Annotated in this window: 15 protein-coding genes; 9 read left to right on the top strand and 6 right to left on the bottom strand. The window is 68.3% G+C overall.

Annotated elements, in window-relative coordinates:
• The first annotated feature begins 54 nt into the window (after positions 1-54).
• From O5O54_RS05085 to O5O54_RS05050, 8 genes are all read left to right on the top strand, one after another.
• A complete protein-coding gene (locus tag O5O54_RS05085; protein ID WP_279479557.1) occupies positions 55-756 on the top strand; it encodes a metal-dependent hydrolase in 702 nt (233 codons plus the stop codon).
• Positions 757-843: 87 nt separating this feature from the next.
• Positions 844-1,131: an Asp-tRNA(Asn)/Glu-tRNA(Gln) amidotransferase subunit GatC gene (gatC, locus tag O5O54_RS05080; RefSeq protein ID WP_279479556.1), complete on the top strand. Its 288-nt coding sequence runs from the start codon at positions 844-846 to the stop codon at positions 1,129-1,131.
• Positions 1,128-1,655: a GNAT family N-acetyltransferase gene (locus tag O5O54_RS05075; RefSeq protein WP_279479555.1), complete on the top strand. Its 528-nt coding sequence runs from the start codon at positions 1,128-1,130 to the stop codon at positions 1,653-1,655. Before gatC ends, O5O54_RS05075 begins: the two co-directional genes overlap by 4 nt.
• Entirely contained in the window at positions 1,652-3,133 is a 1,482-nt protein-coding gene (gene gatA, locus O5O54_RS05070) for an Asp-tRNA(Asn)/Glu-tRNA(Gln) amidotransferase subunit GatA (RefSeq protein WP_279479554.1), read from the top strand. Before O5O54_RS05075 ends, gatA begins: the two co-directional genes overlap by 4 nt.
• A 61-nt stretch (positions 3,134-3,194) precedes the next feature.
• On the top strand, positions 3,195-4,694 hold the full coding sequence (gene gatB, locus O5O54_RS05065; protein WP_279479553.1) for an Asp-tRNA(Asn)/Glu-tRNA(Gln) amidotransferase subunit GatB: 1,500 nt from the start codon (positions 3,195-3,197) through the stop codon (positions 4,692-4,694).
• Positions 4,691-5,194, top strand: coding sequence for a GNAT family N-acetyltransferase (locus tag O5O54_RS05060; RefSeq protein WP_279479552.1), 504 nt, complete (start codon positions 4,691-4,693; stop codon positions 5,192-5,194). The genes gatB and O5O54_RS05060 overlap by 4 nt, the downstream gene beginning before the upstream one ends.
• 57 nt (positions 5,195-5,251) lie before the next feature.
• Positions 5,252-5,632, top strand: coding sequence for an NADH:ubiquinone oxidoreductase subunit NDUFA12 (locus O5O54_RS05055; RefSeq protein WP_279479551.1), 381 nt, complete (start codon positions 5,252-5,254; stop codon positions 5,630-5,632).
• A gap of 29 nt (positions 5,633-5,661) precedes the next feature.
• Entirely contained in the window at positions 5,662-6,060 is a 399-nt protein-coding gene (locus tag O5O54_RS05050) for a DUF2155 domain-containing protein (RefSeq protein WP_279479915.1), read from the top strand.
• On the opposite strand, the gene aat is transcribed toward O5O54_RS05050, so the two are convergent.
• From aat to O5O54_RS05025, 5 genes are all read right to left on the bottom strand, one after another.
• Positions 6,003-6,590 (bottom strand): leucyl/phenylalanyl-tRNA--protein transferase, encoded by a 588-nt coding sequence (gene aat, locus O5O54_RS05045; RefSeq protein ID WP_407061666.1) that lies wholly within the window; start codon positions 6,588-6,590, stop codon positions 6,003-6,005. The two genes, O5O54_RS05050 and aat, sit on opposite strands and share 58 nt — an antisense overlap.
• A gap of 91 nt (positions 6,591-6,681) precedes the next feature.
• Positions 6,682-8,034: an acetyl-CoA carboxylase biotin carboxylase subunit gene (accC, locus tag O5O54_RS05040; protein WP_279479548.1), complete on the bottom strand. Its 1,353-nt coding sequence runs from the start codon at positions 8,032-8,034 to the stop codon at positions 6,682-6,684.
• Between the two features lie 44 nt (positions 8,035-8,078).
• Entirely contained in the window at positions 8,079-8,561 is a 483-nt protein-coding gene (accB, locus tag O5O54_RS05035) for an acetyl-CoA carboxylase biotin carboxyl carrier protein (RefSeq protein ID WP_407061665.1), read from the bottom strand.
• A 212-nt stretch (positions 8,562-8,773) separates the two neighbouring features.
• Positions 8,774-9,547 (bottom strand): DsbA family protein, encoded by a 774-nt coding sequence (locus O5O54_RS05030; protein ID WP_279479544.1) that lies wholly within the window; start codon positions 9,545-9,547, stop codon positions 8,774-8,776.
• Positions 9,544-10,887: a M48 family metalloprotease gene (locus O5O54_RS05025; RefSeq protein WP_279479542.1), complete on the bottom strand. Its 1,344-nt coding sequence runs from the start codon at positions 10,885-10,887 to the stop codon at positions 9,544-9,546. Before O5O54_RS05025 ends, O5O54_RS05030 begins: the two co-directional genes overlap by 4 nt.
• 140 nt (positions 10,888-11,027) lie before the next feature.
• Between O5O54_RS05025 and O5O54_RS05020 the strand changes: the two genes are divergently transcribed.
• Complete coding sequence (locus O5O54_RS05020; RefSeq protein WP_279479538.1) at positions 11,028-12,203, top strand: pyridoxal phosphate-dependent aminotransferase; 1,176 nt, start codon at positions 11,028-11,030, stop codon at positions 12,201-12,203.
• A gap of 40 nt (positions 12,204-12,243) precedes the next feature.
• Here O5O54_RS05020 and O5O54_RS05015 read toward each other — a convergent pair whose 3' ends face one another.
• Complete coding sequence (locus O5O54_RS05015; protein WP_279479537.1) at positions 12,244-15,015, bottom strand: ribonuclease E/G; 2,772 nt, start codon at positions 15,013-15,015, stop codon at positions 12,244-12,246.
• Positions 15,016-15,302: the final 287 nt, after the last annotated feature.

The following is a 15,302-nucleotide window of genomic DNA, read 5'->3' as shown; positions in this document are numbered from 1 at the left end:
GCTTCCACGGCCGAACGATACGATCGTCGGCGGGCGAATCTGGAGATCCCTAGCATGAAGATGACCTATTTCGGCCACTCGGCCTTCCGCATCGACACGAGCCGCTCGGTCATCCTGATCGACCCGTTCCTCTCGGGGAACCCGCATTTCCAGGGCGACGTCGCAGCGGCGAGCGAGGGAGCGACACATATCCTCCTGTCGCACGGCCATTCCGACCATGTCGGCGACACGGTGGAAATCGCCAGGCGGACCGGCGCGCGGGTTGTCGGCACCTATGAACTGGTGAGCTGGCTGAAGGGCAAGGGCGTCGCCGATATCGAACCCGCCAACACCGGCGGTACGGTGAAGTTCGCCGACTTCTCCGTCACCCTCACCCAGGCCTTCCACTCCTCGGCCGACATTTCCGAGAACGGCACGGTCACCTATCTGGGCATGCCCAACGGCATCGTGATCCATTTCGACGATGGCAACAGCGTCTACCACATGGGCGACACCGACATTTTCGGGGACATGGCCCTGATCGAGGAGCTGCACCAGCCCAAGATCGGCCTCGTGCCGATCGGCGACCGGCTGACCATGGGCGGCGCGGTGGCGGCGCTTGCCTGCCGCCGCTACTTCAATTTCAAGACCATCATCCCACTGCACTACGGGACGATGCCGATCCTCGACGCCGACCCCGGCCGCTTCCTCGAGGCGATGGAGGACGAGGCCTCGCGCGTGCGCCTGCCGGAGATCGGGCAGCCGTTCGACATCTGAAACGGCCGCGCTCGGGCCTTCGACGGCGTTGCCTCCGGGCAACCCCGTCGATATAGCACCGTCTCGACCATCAGTTCGGGAAAGCGCATGTCCGTCGATACCGCCACCGTTCGTCGCGTCGCCCGTCTTGCCCGCATCGCGGTCACCGAGGACGAGGTCGCGACCATGCAGGGCGAGCTGAACGCCATTCTCGGCTTCGTCGAGCAGCTCGGAGAGGTGGACGTGTCCGGCGTCGAGCCGATGACCTCCGTCACGCCCATGGCGATGAAGAAGCGCGACGACGCGGTCACCGACGGCCACAAGGCCGAGGACATCGTCGCCAACGCGCCGGCCACGCAGGAGCATTTCTTCCTGGTGCCTAAGGTCGTGGAATGACGGCCGGCGACGTCGCGATCGGCATCGAGACGCCGCTGCAGGACGATCTGCGCGCGCTGATCGCCGAACTCAACGACGCGATCGACGCTCAGGAGCCGGAAACGCCGGACGAGTTCAAGTTCCGCATGACCGCCGAGGAGATGGCGCGCCCCGACACGGTGACGTTTTTGGTGCGGATCGACGGCGAGGCGGTCGGCTGCGGCGCGCTGAAGCGCCACGACGACCGGCTCGGCGAGGTGAAGCGCATGTATCTGCGGCCCGCGGTGCGCGGCCGCGGTCTCGCCGCGCGCCTGCTCGATCGGATTGAGGCCGAAGCGCGCTCCCAAGGCCTCACCGAACTCGCGCTGGAAACCGGCATCGGCTTCGCTGCCGCGCGCCGGACCTACGAACAGGCCGGCTTTTCGACCTGCGGTGCCTTCGCGGACTATCCCGACAGCGGCTATGCCGCCTTCTATCGAAAGACGCTCGCGCGACGCGAGGCCGAAGAGGCCGCGTCCCGACCATTCGACCCAGCGAGACCATGACCGATCTGACCGACCTCACCATCGCCGAAGCCCGTGACGCGCTGAAGGCCAAGACCTTCAAGGCCGCCGAGCTGACCGACGCCTATCTCGGCGCCATCTCGGCCGCCAACGGGGCACTCAATGCCTACGTGGCCGTGACCGAAGACAAGGCGCGTGCGATGGCCGCCGCCTCGGACGAGAAGCTCGCCGCCGGCCAGGGCGGTGCCCTGGAGGGCATTCCGCTCGGCGTGAAGGACCTCTTCGCGGTGGAAGGCGTGCGCACGCAGGCCTCCTCGCACATCCTCGACGGCTTCAAGCCGCGATACGAATCGACCGTCACCGCCAACCTCTGGTCGGACGGCGCGGTGATGCTTGGCAAGCTCAACATGGACGAGTTCGCCATGGGCTCGTCCAACGAATCCAGCCATGACGGGCCGGTGGTCAGCCCCTGGCGCCGCCAGGGCTCGGACGTCGCATTGGTGCCGGGCGGCTCGTCCGGCGGCTCGGCGGCGGCCGTCGCCGCGCGGCTTTGCGCCGGCGCCACGGCCACCGACACCGGCGGCTCCATCCGCCAGCCCGCGGCGCTGACCGGCACGGTGGGCATCAAGCCGACCTACGGCCGCTGCTCGCGCTGGGGCGTCGTCGCCTATGCCTCGTCGCTCGACCAGGCCGGCCCGATCTCGCGCGACGTGCGGGACGCGGCGATCCTCCTAAAATCGATGGCCTCCGTCGACCCGAAGGACACGACCTCGGTCGATCGTCCGGTGCCGGACTACGAGGCGGCCGTCGGACGTTCGGTGAGGGGCCTGCGCATCGGCATCCCGCGCGAATATCGCGTCGAAGGCATGCCGGCCGAGATCGAGGCGCTCTGGCAGAAGGGTATCGCGACGCTGCGCGATGCCGGCGCCGAGATCGTCGACGTCTCCCTGCCGCACACGAAATACGCCCTGCCGGCCTATTACATCGTCGCCCCCGCCGAAGCCTCGTCCAACCTCGCGCGCTATGACGGCGTGCGCTACGGTTTGCGGGTGCCCGGCAAGGACATCGCCGAGATGTACGAGAACACCCGCGCCGCCGGTTTCGGCCGCGAGGTGAAGCGGCGCATCATGGTCGGCACCTATGTGCTCTCTGCTGGCTACTACGACGCCTACTACCTGAAGGCGCAGAAGGTCCGCACGCTGATCAAGCGCGACTTCGAGACCGTCTTCAACGAGGGCGTGGACGCCCTGCTGACGCCGACGACGCCCTCGGCGGCCTTCCCGATCGGCGACGCCGCGCTCGCGGCCGATCCGGTCGCCATGTATCTCCAGGACGTCTTCACGATCACGGTGAACCTCGCCGGCCTGCCGGGCATCGCCGTGCCTGCCGGTCTGTCGAGTGAGGGTACCCCGCTGGGCTTGCAGCTCATCGGCCGCCCGTTCGACGAGGAGACGCTCTTCGCCACCGCGTCCGTCATCGAGAAGAGCGCCGGCCGCCTCGCACCGACGCGCTGGTGGTGACCGGCCGGACCGACAGGCTGCCTGCCATCCGCTTGGACCCAGAAATTTACGAGTTCGCCCGATGACCATCGTCGATACCCGCACCCCCGATCCGAAGAAGCTGATCCCCGGCGCGACCGGCGACTGGGAGATCGTGATCGGCATGGAGGTCCATGCGCAGGTCCTGTCGGAATCCAAGCTCTTTTCCGGCGCTTCCACCGAGTTCGGAGCCGAGCCCAACGACAACGTCTCGCTGGTCGACGCCGCCATGCCCGGCATGCTGCCGGTGATCAACGTCGAGTGCGTCCGCCAGGCGGTGCGCACCGGGCTCGGGCTGAAGGCGCAGATCAACAACCGCTCGGTCTTCGACCGCAAGAACTACTTCTACCCCGATCTGCCGCAGGGCTATCAGATCTCGCAGTTCAAGCAACCGATCGTCGGCGAGGGCACGGTGATCGTTTCCGTCGGTCCCGATTCCAAGGGCCAGTTCGAGGAGATCGAGGTCGGCGTCGAGCGCCTGCACTTGGAGCAGGACGCCGGCAAGTCGCTCCACGACCAGCACGCGACCATGTCCTTCGTGGATCTCAACCGTTCGGGCGTCGCGCTGATGGAGATCGTCTCCAAGCCGGACATGCGCTCGGCCGACGAGGCGCGCGCCTATCTCACCAAGCTGCGCACCATCCTGCGCTATCTCGGCACCTGCGACGGTAACATGGACGAGGGCTCCATGCGCGCCGACGTGAACGTGTCGGTGCGCCGACCGGGCGGCGAATTCGGCACGCGCTGCGAGATCAAGAACGTCAACTCCATTCGCTTCGTCGGTCAGGCCATCGAATCCGAAGCCCGGCGCCAGATCGCGATCCTCGAGGACGGCGGGGCCATCGACCAGGAGACGCGCCTGTTCGATCCCGCCAAGGGCGAGACGCGGGCCATGCGCTCCAAGGAGGACGCGCACGACTATCGCTACTTCCCCGACCCGGACCTGCTGCCGCTGGAATTCGACGACGCCTTCGTGGAGGAACTGAAGGCCCATCTTCCGGAGCTGCCGGACGACAAGCGCCTGCGCCTGATGAACGAGGCGGGCCTTTCCGCCTACGACGCCTCGATCCTCGTGTCGGAGAAGTCGATCGCCGACTTCTTCGAGAAGGTCGCCAAGGGGCGCGACGCCAAGCAGGCGGCGAACTGGGTGATCAACGACCTTCTCGGCGCCCTGAACAAGAGCGGCAAGGGGATCGAGGAGACGCCGGTCTCGGCCGAGCAGCTCGGCGCGGTGCTCGACCTGATCCGCGAGGGCACGATCTCGGGCAAGATCGCGAAAGACCTGTTCGAAATCGTCTGGAACGAGGGCGGCGACCCGCGCGAGCTGGTCGAAAGCCGCGGCCTGAAACAGGTGACCGACACGGGTGCCATCGAGAAGGCCGTGGACGAGGTGATCGCGGCCAATCCCGACAAGGTCGCCCAGGCACTCGCCAAGCCGACGCTGGCCGGCTGGTTCGTCGGTCAGGTGATGAAGGCGACGGGCGGCAAGGCCAACCCGCAGGCGGTCAACGATCTCGTCAAGGCAAAGCTCGGGCTCGAATGAGCACGTTCTTCATCCGCACGGCAACGCCGCGCGACATGGCCGCCGTCAGCGAGCTTCTCGCCGAGACCTGGCAGGCGACCTACGGGGCGATCTACGACGCCGAGCGCGTCGCCGAGATCACGGGCATGTGGCACACCGAGAAGGCCCTGCGCGCCCGCCTCGGCCAGCCGGACTCGGAGTTTCTCGTCGCCGACGATGGAACGCGCCTCGGCGGCATGGCCTTCGCACGGGCGGCTAGCGACGATCGGACGCTGCTCGTGCTGCACCACCTCTATGTGCGCCCGGACGCACAGGGGCAGGGCGTCGGCACGGACCTCTTCTCCGAGATCGCCGGCTGCTTTCCGCAGGCGACCCGGATCCGCGTCGAGGTGGAAGAGGCCAACGACAAGGCGGTCGGCTTCTATGTCGGCCTGGGCTTCGCGCGGGTCGGCACGTCGGACGGCGGGATCGGCCTGCCGGCCCTCGTCTTCGAGCGTCCGCTGGGCGCTTTCGACGCCTAGACTTTTCCCCGCCCCGGCAGCATAACCGCCGCGACGGCTCCTTACGGACATGATGCGATGAAACCCTGGCTGCTGCAGATCTTCACCTGGTGGAACGGGCAGACGATCGGAACGCGCTTTCACACCTGGCGCTTCGGCAAGCGTGTGGGCGAGGACGAGCGCGGCAACGTCTACTACCAGTCCGCCGACGGCAAGCGCCGGTGGGTGATCTATGCGGGCGAGGCCGAAGCCACGCAGATCGGTCCCGGCTGGCACGGCTGGATGCACCACCGCGTCGACACCCCGCCGGTGGACGAGAACTACAAGCCCCGCGACTGGCAGAAGCCGCACGTGCCCAACCAGACCGGCACGCGCTTCGCCTACCGGCCCAAGGGCTCGCTCCTCAACACGGCCGAGCGGCCGCGCGTGACGGGCGACTACGACGCCTGGACGCCCTGACGGGGCCGGGCATCCGCATGCGCTTTCCGATGTCCGCCCGCCGGGCCGCCCTCGTGGCGGCGGCGCTCGCCTGCGCGCTTCCGCAGGTCGCCTCTGCCGCCCGGATCGAGAACCGGGAGGCGGTGTTCTCCGGCCTCGACAAGATCACCGGCCGCATCACCACCTTCGACGTGGCGATCGGGGAGACCGTCCAGTTCGGCGCCCTGCAGGTGACCCCGCGCGCCTGCTTCACGCGCACGCAGGACGAGGCGCCGAAGACCGACGGCTTCGTCGAGGTGGACGAGATTACGCTGGAGCGCGAGATCCGCCGCATCTTCACGGGCTGGATGTTCGCGGACTCGCCCGGCCTCAACGCCGTCGAGCATCCCGTCTACGACGTCTGGCTCAAGGACTGCAAAACCGATTCAAGCGTCCCGCCTGCGCAGTGAAAATCGGCCTCGCGGGCGATCGCGTCCTCCAAGAGGGCACGGTATTGCGCGCGGCGGATCTCGATCGCGCCGAAGCGCTGGAGGTGGCCGGTGATGAACTGCGTGTCGAGCAGGGTGAAGCCGCCCCGCCTCAGCCTGTCCCACAGGTAGACCAGCGGCACCTTGGAGGCGTCGGTGCGGCGCGAGAACATGCTCTCGCCGAAGAAGGCGGCGCCCAGGCTGACGCCGTAGAGCCCGCCGACCAGCTCGCCATCCGCCCAGGCCTCCACCGAATGGGCATGGCCCATGCGGAACAATCCGAGATAGAGCTCGCGGATTTGCGCGTTGATCCAGGTCTGGTCGCGGCCGGGCGCCGGCTCGGCGCAGGCATCCACGACGGCCGCGAAGGCGGTGTCGAAGCGGATGTCGAAGGGCTGCTGGCGGATCGTCTTGCGCAGCGAGCGCGGCACGTGGAACCCGTCGAGCGGCAGGATGCCACGGAAGGTCGGGTCGACCCAGTGGATCGACGGATCGCCCGCATCCTCCGCCATCGGGAAGATGCCGGCGGCATAGGCGCGCAGCAGGATTTCGGGTGTGATCAGCGGCTCGTCGCCGTCCCGCGTGCCGCGCGCCAATGGAGTGTCAGGCCGCCTTCGCGGCCGCGGCGAGATACTGCTCCAGCCAGTGGATGTCGTAGTTGCCGGCCTGAATGTCCGGATTCTCCACGAGGTCCTGGAAGAGCGGCAGCGTCGTCTTCACGCCGTCCACGATGATCTCGTCCAGCGCGCGACGCAGGCGCATCAGGCACTCATTGCGCGTGCGCCCGTGCACGATCAGCTTGCCGATGAGCGAATCGTAGAAGGGCGGGATCGTGTAGCCCTGGTAGACGCCGGAATCGACGCGAACGCCGAGTCCGCCGGGCGCATGGTAGTAGCTGATCTGGCCGGGCGAGGGCGCGAAGGTGCGCGGGTCCTCGGCGTTGATGCGGCACTCGATCGCGTGGCCGTTGAACTTCACGTCGTCCTGGGTCACCGACAGGCCGAGGCCGGCGGCGACGCGGATCTGTTCGTGCACGAGGTCGAGGCCGGTGATCGCCTCCGTCACGGGATGCTCGACCTGCAGGCGGGTGTTCATCTCGATGAAATAGAACTCGCCGTTCTCGTACAGGAACTCGATCGTGCCGGCGCCGCGGTACTTCATCTTGGCCATGGCGTTGGCGCAGATCTCGCCGATCCGCTGGCGCTGGGCGTCGTCCAGCGCCGGCGAGCGGGCCTCTTCCCAGACCTTCTGGTGGCGGCGCTGGAGCGAACAGTCGCGCTCGCCGAGGTGCACCGCCTTGCCCATGCCGTCGCCGAAGACCTGCACCTCGATATGGCGCGGCTTGCCGAGATACTTCTCGAGATACACGGCGTCGTCGCCAAAGGCCGCGCCGGCTTCGGCGCGCGCCGTCGAGAGGGCCAGCGACAGGTCGGCCGGCGTGTGCGCGACCTTCATGCCGCGCCCGCCGCCGCCGGCCGAAGCCTTGACCAGCACGGGGAAGCCGATCTCAGTCGCCACGCGCATCGCCTCGGCGTCGTCCGTCACCGCGCCGGCCGAGCCGGGCACGACGGGGATGCCGAGGGCCTTGGCCGTGCGCTTGGCCTCGATCTTGTCGCCCATCACGCGGATATGCTCGGCCGTCGGGCCGATGAAGGCGATGTTGTGCGCCTCCAGGATGTCGGCGAAGCGGGCGTTCTCGGACAGGAAGCCGTAGCCGGGATGCACGGCGTCGGCGCCCGAGATCTCGCAGGCGGCGAGGATCTGCGGAATATTGAGATAGCTGTCGCGCGCGGGCGGCGGGCCGATGCACACGCTCTCGTCCGCGAGGCGCACGTGCATGGCCGCGTTGTCGGCGGTGGAGTGCACGGCCACCGTCGCGATGCCGAGCTCCTTGCAGGCCCGCAGCACGCGGAGCGCGATCTCGCCGCGATTGGCGATGAGTACCTTGTTGAACATGAATGCCTTTCCGATCCTCGCCCGCCCGAACCGATCTTCGAGGATCAGCCGATGACCACCAGCGCCTCGCCGTATTCGACCGGCTGGCCGTTGTCGACGCAGATGCGCTTGATGGTGCCCGAGCGCGGCGCCGGGATCTGGTTCATGGTCTTCATCGCCTCGATGATGAGGAGCGTATCGCCCTCGTTCACCGTCTGGCCGATCTCGATGAACTGCTTGGCGCCGGGCGCCGAGGCCAGATAGACCGTGCCGACCATGGGCGAGGGGACGGAGCCGACCTCGGGGCCGCTGGAAGCGGCGGGCGCGGCCGGCGCGGCGGCGGGCGCTTGGGGCGCTGCGGCCGGCATCGGGGCCGGAGCGGGTGCGCCGTAGCTGTAGCCTGTGGCGGCCACGTATTCCTTCTGGCGCGAGACGCGGATCCGCAGGTCGCCCTGCTCGATCTCGATCTCCGTCAGGTCCGTGTCGTTCAGGATGTCGGCGAGCTCGCGCACCAGCGAACGGTCCACAGTCGAATCCTTTTCCATAATGGTCCTTCGAACTCGCCGAGCAGGCGGTCCGGGGAAAGGCCCGGCCGCCGTCGGTCAATCATGCAACGACGAGCCGGAGGGCTCGTGAGGTTCGGGCGTCGGCCTGCCCGGCATTGGCGTGTGACGGAGCCAACGCCGAAGCGTCGCGTCCGTTTCGATCCGTGCCGTATAAACACTTGCGGGCGGCGGGAAAAGCGCCGATGCGCCCCCGATCAGTTCGCGGTGGGCGGGCAGGTGGCCGATCCGCAGGCGCGAACGCTCGCGATCTTCTCGGCCAGGGCATCGGCACCGACGGCGCCGGGCACCAGCTCGTCGCCGATGACGTAGCTCGGCGTGCCGTTGATGCCGAGTGCCGTGGCGAGTTCGCCGCTCTCCGAGAGGGCCGCGTTGACGGCGGCGCCGGCCATCAGCGGGCGCAGCGTCGCCTCATCGACGCCCATGCCGGCGGCGACTTCCAGCGCCCGCGCTTCGTCCACCTGCGCACGGGAGGCGAGGAGCGCCTTCTGGTAGGCCGGGTAGCTCTCCGGCTTGGCCTCGCGGAAGGCAAGGCTGACGCGCGCGGCGGCCTCGGACGCCGGCCCCAGGACCGGAATCTCCTTGTAGACGACCCGCAGCTTCGGATCGCTTTCCAGAAGGACCTGCAGGTCGCTGGCCGCGCGACGGCAATAGCCGCAGTTGTAGTCGAAGAACTCGACCAGCGTGACGTCGCCCTCCGGGTTGCCCGCCACTGTGCCGGACGGCGAGGTCTCCAGCCGCTGGCGAAGCTGGGCGATCGTCTCGCTCTGACCGGCCTTCGCCTCGGCCGCGCGCTTCGTCTCCAGCGCCTGCAACGATTCGAGCAGCACTTCGGGATGCGCGATCAGGTAGTTGCGGACGATCGTCTCGATCTCGCCCGTCTGCGCCTCGTCGAACGCGTGCGCGGGTGCGGCCAGAAGCGTGGCGCCAAGGAGGAGCGGCGCGAGCGCGCGCAGCCGGGCAGGGGTCATTTGCGGTTCACCTTCGTCGTGATGATGTCCTGCGCCTGCCGCCACTGCGGGGAGTTCGGACGGAATTTCTGCTGGGCGCGCGCCGCGAAGATCTTGGCTTGCCGGAAGTTGCCGGCCTCCCAGTAGCCTTCCGCCGTGGCCAGCTCGGCCGCGCCGACGTCTCCCGTCTTGCCGTAGGCCATCGCGAGGAACTGGTAGGCGGTGGAATTGCCGGGATCGCGTTCGAGGCCCTTCCGGATCTGCGAGATCGCGTCCTTCATGCGCTCCGGTTTGCCGCCCGTCACCAGAGCCTGGCCGACCGCGGCCTCCAGGATGCCGGAATCCGAGGGATCGAGCTTGGCCGCCTTGGAGAAGGCCGCCGCGGCTTCGTCCGAGCGGCCGGCGGCCATCAGGATCTCACCGCGCACCTCGTGGAACCAGGGCGTGCCCGGCGACTCGGCGATCAGCGCGTCGATCTTGGTGAGCGCCGCCTTGGGCGAGCCGGCGAGATGGGTCGCGATCGCGTCGCCGTAGCGCGCGGGGAGGCTCGTCAGGTTGCGGCCGAAGGCGCGTCGAACCTGACCGGCGCCGCCGTTATAAGCCGCGATCTTCGCGCGGGCGAGATCGTGGCGGAGCTGCAGGGCCGGCGGGTCCACCTTGTCGAAATAGGGGCTTTCCTTGGCCGCCGTCTGGAGGAAGCCGATCCGGTCCTGCGGCGCCGGGTGGGACGAGACGTAGCGGTCGGACGAGACGCCCGACAGCATGTTCTTGCGCATCAGCCCGGCGAAGCTGTCGAGCAGACCTTTAGGCGACTGCTGCGTCTTCAGGAGATAGGTGAGGGCGGAGCGGTCGGCGGTGGTCTCTTCCGTCCGCTGGTAGGCGAACAGGCTGCGCTGCGCGATGCCGCCGCCGCTACCCATGAGGCCGCTGCCGATGGCCGCCGCGCCGCTGGAGCCGCCGGCAGCGCCGGCCACTGCGACGCCCGCTCCCAGAAGGCTCGCGACCACGGCGATGGTCTTGGCGCGCTCGATCTGCTCGCGCAGCCGTTCCTGGTGGCCGCCGGCCAGATGCCCGACCTCGTGCGCGAGCACGCCGATCGTCTCGTTCGGCGTTTCCGAATCGAGGATCGTGCCCGTGTTGATGAAGATGCGCCGCCCAGCGACGAAGGCGTTGAAGGCGAGGTCGTTGACCAGCACGATCTCGACCCGCGACGGCGACAGGCCCGCCGCCTTGAGGATCGGTGTCGAATAGTCCCGGATCAGGCTCTCGATCTCGGCATCGCGCACCACGGGCAGCGAACGCCGAGCGGTCTGCGCCTCGGCCGCCGGCATCGCGATCGTCAGCGCGAGTACGGCAGTCATCCCCTTCGCGAACAGGCGCTTGAACAAAAAAACCATCCCAAGTCTTCCCAGGCTTGTCCGCGGACTTCTAGAACGCGGGTTCCCGGCCGGCCATCCCTCCTTTGGGAAGCACATCCTTTTCCGGCGTTTATGAGGCTTTCATGTACGAGAATCAGCCGATTCCGGCGTCGCGCCGCTCCGACGTCGATCCGTTCCGCGCCATGGACGTGATGGCGGCGGCGAACCGGATGATCGCGGCCGGCGAGGACGTGATCTCGCTCGCGGTCGGGCAGCCCTCGGCGCCGGTGCCGTCCGTCGTCGCCGAGGCGGTCGGTGCCTTCCTCGCGAAAGGGCGGGTCGGCTATACCGACGCTCTGGGACGCGCGAGCCTGCGCCATCGCATCGCCCGGCACTACGGCGAGGCCTATGGCGTCGAGGTTTCGCCCGAGCGGGTGATGGTGACGACGGGGTCCTCGGCGGGCTTCAACCTCGCCTTCCTCACCGCCTTCGACGCCGGCGACCGCGTCGCGATCTCGACGCCGGGATATCCGGCCTACCGCAACATTCTGAAGGCGCTGGGCATCGTGCCCGTCGAGATCCCGGTCGGCCCGGAGGACGATTACATCCTCACCGCCGCCGCGCTGGAGCGCGCGCATTGGGACGCGCCTCTGAAGGGCGTGCTGATCGCAAGCCCCGCCAACCCGACCGGCACCGTCACGCCGCTGGACGAGCTGCGGCGGCTGATCGAATTCGCGGACGCCGAAGGCATCGTCTTCGTCTCCGACGAGATCTATCACGGCCTCGCCTTCGGTCGCGAGACCGCCTCGGCACTTCAGTTTTCCGAACGGGCGATCGTGGTGAACTCGTTCTCCAAGTACTACTGCATGACGGGCTGGCGCATCGGCTGGCTGGTCCTGCCGCCTCATCTGGTGCGGCCATCCGAGCGCGTCGGGCAGAGCCTCTACATCTCGGCGCCCGAGCTCAGCCAGGTCGGCGCGGAAGCGGTGTTCGGGGCGACGGACGAGCTGGAAGCCGTGAAGCTCGGCTACGAGCGGAGCCGGCGGCTGCTGATGGAAGCCCTGCCGCAGCTCGGCTTCGGCGACATCGCGCCGATCGACGGCGCCTTCTACGCCTATGCCCGCATTCCCGAAGCTTTCGAGGACGCGACGGCGCTGGCGAAGCACATCCTGGAAACGGCGCATGTCGCCGCGACACCCGGCCTCGACTTCGACCTCCAACGCGGCCATCGGACCATGCGTCTGTCCTATGCCGGCGATCCCGACGAGATCGCGGAAGCCGTCCGACGGCTGCGGGCGGTGCCCGGCCTCGGGAGCTAAATCCAAACGAAAAGGGCGGCCTTTCGGCCGCCCCTGATTGTCACTCGGCGCTCTTGCGCGACCACCAGCCGCGACGCTTCGGCTTTTCCTCGGCTGCCTCGTCCGAGGCTTCCTCGCCGTTGGCGATCAGGCGAAGGCCGCGGCGGACCTCGACCACTTCGGCCTCCGGCTCGTCGCCGGGGAAGACGGCGTCCAGCGGCGGATTGCCGTCGATCGCGGCGCCGGCCTCGGCGGTCGCGGCCATCACCTCGTTCTCGTCCGGCACGGCAACATCGGCGCTCGTGCGGGCCTCGTCGATCTCCGACGCGTCGCCCTCGATCGCCTCAACGGCCTCCGTCATCTCCGGCTCGAAGGACGCATCCGGCTCGGCTGCGGCGAGAGCAGGCAGTTCGGGCGCAGCGTCCTCGTCCGCGACGGCGGTCGTCCCGGTGCCGTCGGCTTCGGACTCGTCCGATGCCTCGCTGCGGGTCTCTTCGTCGCGGTTGCGACGACCGCCGCGACGGCCGCGACGGCGGCGCTTGCGATCGCCCCCGTTGCCTTCGTCGTCCGACGTCTCGGCCGTCACCGACTCGCCGGCAGCCTCGTCGGTCGCGACATCGGAGACGGCGTCGTCTTCGCTCTCGTCATCGGAGCGGGCCGAAGTGCCGTTGCCGTTCTCCTCGTGCCGGCGCCCACCCCGGCGGCGGCGCCGACGACGACGCGAACCGTCGCGCGCTTCCTCGGTTTCCGAACCGTTGGCCCGGGCCGACGCAGCCTCGGGCTCCTCCGCCGTTTCGGCGTCCGCCTCGATCACCGCGTCCTCGATCTCCACCGTGTCGGGCGCGACGGTCGAGAGGGTCGCGATCGCTTCCGGCTTCACGCGACGCGTCGCCTCGGCGCCATGCTCGATGGCGACATGCTGATGGCCGAAGCCTTCCACGGCCTCCAGAAGGATGCGCAGGCCGTAATGGCGCTCCAGCTCGTCCAGCGTCGAGCGCTTCTCGTTCAGGACGTAGAGCGCGGTCGCGGTCGGCACCTTCACGATCAGGTCGTGCGTGCCGTGCTTCTGCAGGTGCTCCTCGATCGAGCGCAGCACGTGCAGCGCCAGCGAAGACGCGGACCGGATGAAGCCGTTGCCGTTGCAGATCGGGCAGGTCTGCGTCGTGGATTCCAGCACGCTGGCGCGGATGCGCTGGCGGCTCATCTCGAGCAGGCCGAAATGCGAGATCCGGCCGACCTGGATGCGCGCGCGGTCGTCCTTCAGCGAATCCTTGAGCCGCTTCTCGACGTTCCGGTTGTTGCGCTTCTCCTCCATGTCGATGAAGTCGACCACGATGAGGCCGGCAAGGTCGCGCAGGCGGAGTTGGCGGGCGACCTCCTCGGCCGCCTCCAGGTTGGTCTGGTAGGCCGTGTCCTCGACCGAGTGCTCGCGCGTCGAGCGGCCGGAGTTCACGTCGATGGCGACCAGCGCCTCGGTCTGATTGATGATGATGTAGCCGCCGGACTTCAGGGTCACATGCGGCTGCATCATCTTGTCGAGCTGGCCCTCGATCCCCTGGCGGGCGAAGATCGGGCTCGGGTCGCGATAGGGCTGCACCACCTTTGCCTGGCTCGGCATCAGCATGCGCATGAAGTCCTTGGCCTCGCGGTAGCCGGCCTCGCCAGCCACGAGGATCTGGTCGATGTCCTTGTTGTAGAGGTCGCGGATCGACCGCTTGATAAGGCTGCCTTCCTCGTAGACGAGGGCAGGGGCGGTGGACTGGAGCGTCAGCGTGCGCACCGTCTCCCACAGGCGCATCAGGTATTCGTAGTCGCGCTTGACCTCGGCCTTGGTGCGGTTGGCGCCGGCCGTGCGCAGGATGATGCCCATGCCCTTCGGCACTTCGAGATCGCGCGCGACCTCCTTGAGGCGCTTGCGGTCGGCCGCGTTGGTGATCTTGCGCGAGATGCCGCCGCCGCGCGCGGTGTTGGGCATCAGCACGGAATACCGGCCGGCCAGCGACAGGTAGGTCGTGAGAGCCGCGCCCTTGTTGCCACGCTCTTCTTTAACGACCTGAACAAGCAGGATCTGGCGGCGCTTGATGACCTCCTGGATCTTGTACTGTTTGCGCGGCGCGCGGTTGCGGACCGGCACCTCCTCCATCGCGTCCTCGCTGCCGAGGTCGTCCACCTCGTCGGCTTCGTCGGTGGCAGGCTCTTCCTCGGTCTCGCGCGAGCGGCGCGACCGGCGGCCGCGGCGCGGCTTCTCGTCCTCGTCGCCCTCGGACTTCGCATCAGTGGGCTCGCCGGCATCGTCGCCTTCGGGCGCGGCTGTCGCTTCGGTCTCGGTGCCCGCCTTGTCCGTCGCTTCCGCGACGGCACCCTCGGTCACGTCCGCCGGGGCCTCGGCCGGCGCGGCGTCGTCGCCGGCCTCGCCCTCGACCACTTCGGACACGCTGTCGTCGCTGGCCTCGGCGGCCTTGGCCTCGCCCGAACGCGACCGGCGGCCGCGCGTGCGGGCGGCCTTGGCGGGCTTGCGCTCCTCGGCCTCCTCGTCCTCCTCGGCCTGGGCGAGGTCGTGCTCGATCAGCGCCTGACGGTCGGCGTGCGGGATCTGATAGTAGTCGGGATGGATCTCGTTGAAGGCGAGGAAGCCGTGGCGGTTGCCGCCGTATTCCACGAAGGCCGCCTGGAGCGAGGGCTCCACGCGGGTCACCTTGGCGAGGTAGATGTTTCCCTTGATCTGCTTCTTGTGTTCGGACTCGAAGTCGAACTCCTCGACCCGGTTACCCTTGACGACGACGACCCGGGTTTCTTCCGGGTGGGCCGCGTCGATCAGCATCTTGTCTGCCATGTAATCTCAACTCCGGGACCCGCCGCAGCCCGGATCGCGCGACGTGGAACGTCGGCCCTGGCGCTGTCGTGTGGGGGTCCGCAATGGTTCGTTCAGGGCGCGGTGGGGCAAGCATCCGCGACGCACGGGCGTCCGGCCCGGAGGGGCGGAGCGCAGGCATCGATGGGAGCCGGTATGCCGAAGACACGCGTGAACGACCTGCAACAATGAATGGCTGCTCACGCAGCCGACGAAAGCGCGAAGTCGGCGGAATCCTATCCATGCCTCGTTCGCGTGGCGACCGGAGA

Origin of the sequence: Aureimonas sp. SK2 (assembly GCF_029813115.1) — a bacterium.
GTDB lineage: Bacteria > Pseudomonadota > Alphaproteobacteria > Rhizobiales > Rhizobiaceae > Aureimonas.
Note: the sequence above shows the minus strand (reverse complement) of the source record. Positions and strands in the feature narration are given on the sequence as shown.